This is a genomic window from Okeania sp. SIO2B9, assembly GCF_010672505.1.
Lineage (GTDB): Bacteria > Cyanobacteriota > Cyanobacteriia > Cyanobacteriales > Microcoleaceae > Okeania > Okeania hirsuta.
Genome location: NZ_JAAHGK010001603.1, coordinates 1 through 1,445 on the forward strand (window position 1 = coordinate 1; position 1,445 = coordinate 1,445).

Sequence of the window (1,445 nt, forward strand, 5' to 3'; positions counted from 1 at the left end):
CTCAAAAGCTTATTCTATAAGGTTTTCAGTATCTTAGGACTGAAAAACGCTATAAACTTTGACTAATAAGGGTTTTAGCCATTTTTTTAGCTTAATTCCCAACAACTCTAATTGCTTGGAGTTTGAGTCCCCATCTACTTTTTCCTTTTTCCTTCTTGCTTCTTGCCTCTTCAACAAGAATGATTTACAGCGCTTTTCATATTGATGAACCACATCGTCATAATCACGCCCCCTGTAGGGATGTTCCATGGAACGTCTCTACTGTGGTCTACCGAAATGAAAACCGCTGTAGGATTGCTATATATAGTCTTTTTCAGTTCAATGAGAGACAAAACTTAGAGTTTTAGGTAATAAAAATTTACTCCTCTACCTGCATGATATATTTCGATGAAACTTACTGTCAAAAAATGTACTGAGATTTTAGTCGAAAAAAGCTTATAGAATAAAGCTTTAAGATTGAATATAATTTGGTCTTTTATCTATATATTGAAATTAGATAACAGCCAAATTATACTAGATTAATAAGGTACTCGGTCATAAATAGATTCATTTTTTTATTTACGAAAAACTAATTAACCTGAATTCAGGATAAATTAAAAGCCTGATTCTATAGTTGCTAATTCTACCATCCGCTCAACATGATTATATAGTTTCAGATTATTCCAGGTTAAATAACTGCTCTTAATCCGAACTGACGTTAATTACACTTTTATTAGTAAAAGACACTTAAATGTAAATTTTGAGAAATTAGCTCTAAGAGAAATAAACCTACTACAGAATTTCCTTGTTTATCTAGAGGAGGACTATAGCAAACAATTATTCCTGTACTAGGAACTACTCCCAAAACAATTCCACTTACACCAGACTTAATTGGAATTCCTATTTTTACAGCATAACAACTTGATGCTTCATACAAACCACAGGTAGTCATTAGCGCTTTAACTGCACAACAGTGTTTTTTCCACTTAGAGTAAGGATATTTTACTAACAACATTCCTAGATTAGCAAAATCAAAAATTGTGCCAGATAAACAACAAATTTGATTATAAGTATCTAGAGCAATTTTCGAGTTTTGAATATAACCCGCTTCTACCAATTTTGCAGCTATAACTTGATTATTATGATTAGGTAAAGACCCAACAGAAGCTAATATATTTGTATCTAAAAATAATTGACATTTTCCATACTTGTTAAGCCAAGAACAAAAATTTTCACAGCGCTCTTGAGCAGTATTTCCTGGTAGTAAAGATGATAAAGTGATCGCTCCACTATTAATCATTGGATTTCTTGGCCATCCACCATCAACTTCCAGTTGTTCTAAAGAATTGAAAGGCTTTTCTGAAGATTCTATTCCTACTCTTTTAAATACAAAATCACTGCCAAATTCACATAATAAGTACAAGAGTAAAAAAGGTTTAATTGCACTCATTAGAGGCAACTTTATG

The 1,445-nt window shown here is 32.0% G+C and carries 2 protein-coding genes; both read right to left on the bottom strand.

Going from position 1 to position 1,445, the window contains the following annotated elements:
- Positions 1-33 precede the first annotated feature (33 nt).
- Positions 34-249 carry a hypothetical protein gene (locus F6K13_RS33020; protein WP_287289906.1) on the bottom strand — a complete coding sequence of 72 codons (216 nt, stop codon included), beginning with the start codon at positions 247-249 and terminating at the stop codon, positions 34-36.
- Positions 250-712: 463 nt separating this feature from the next.
- Positions 713-1,445 (bottom strand): glutaminase (locus tag F6K13_RS33025; RefSeq protein WP_287289908.1); only part of this gene is annotated, 733 nt, incomplete at its 5' end.

Coding starts and splice junctions, on each gene's coding strand:
- F6K13_RS33020 (WP_287289906.1), bottom strand. CDS start 249: ATGGAACATCCCTACAGGGGGCGTGATTATGACGATGTGGTTCATCAA.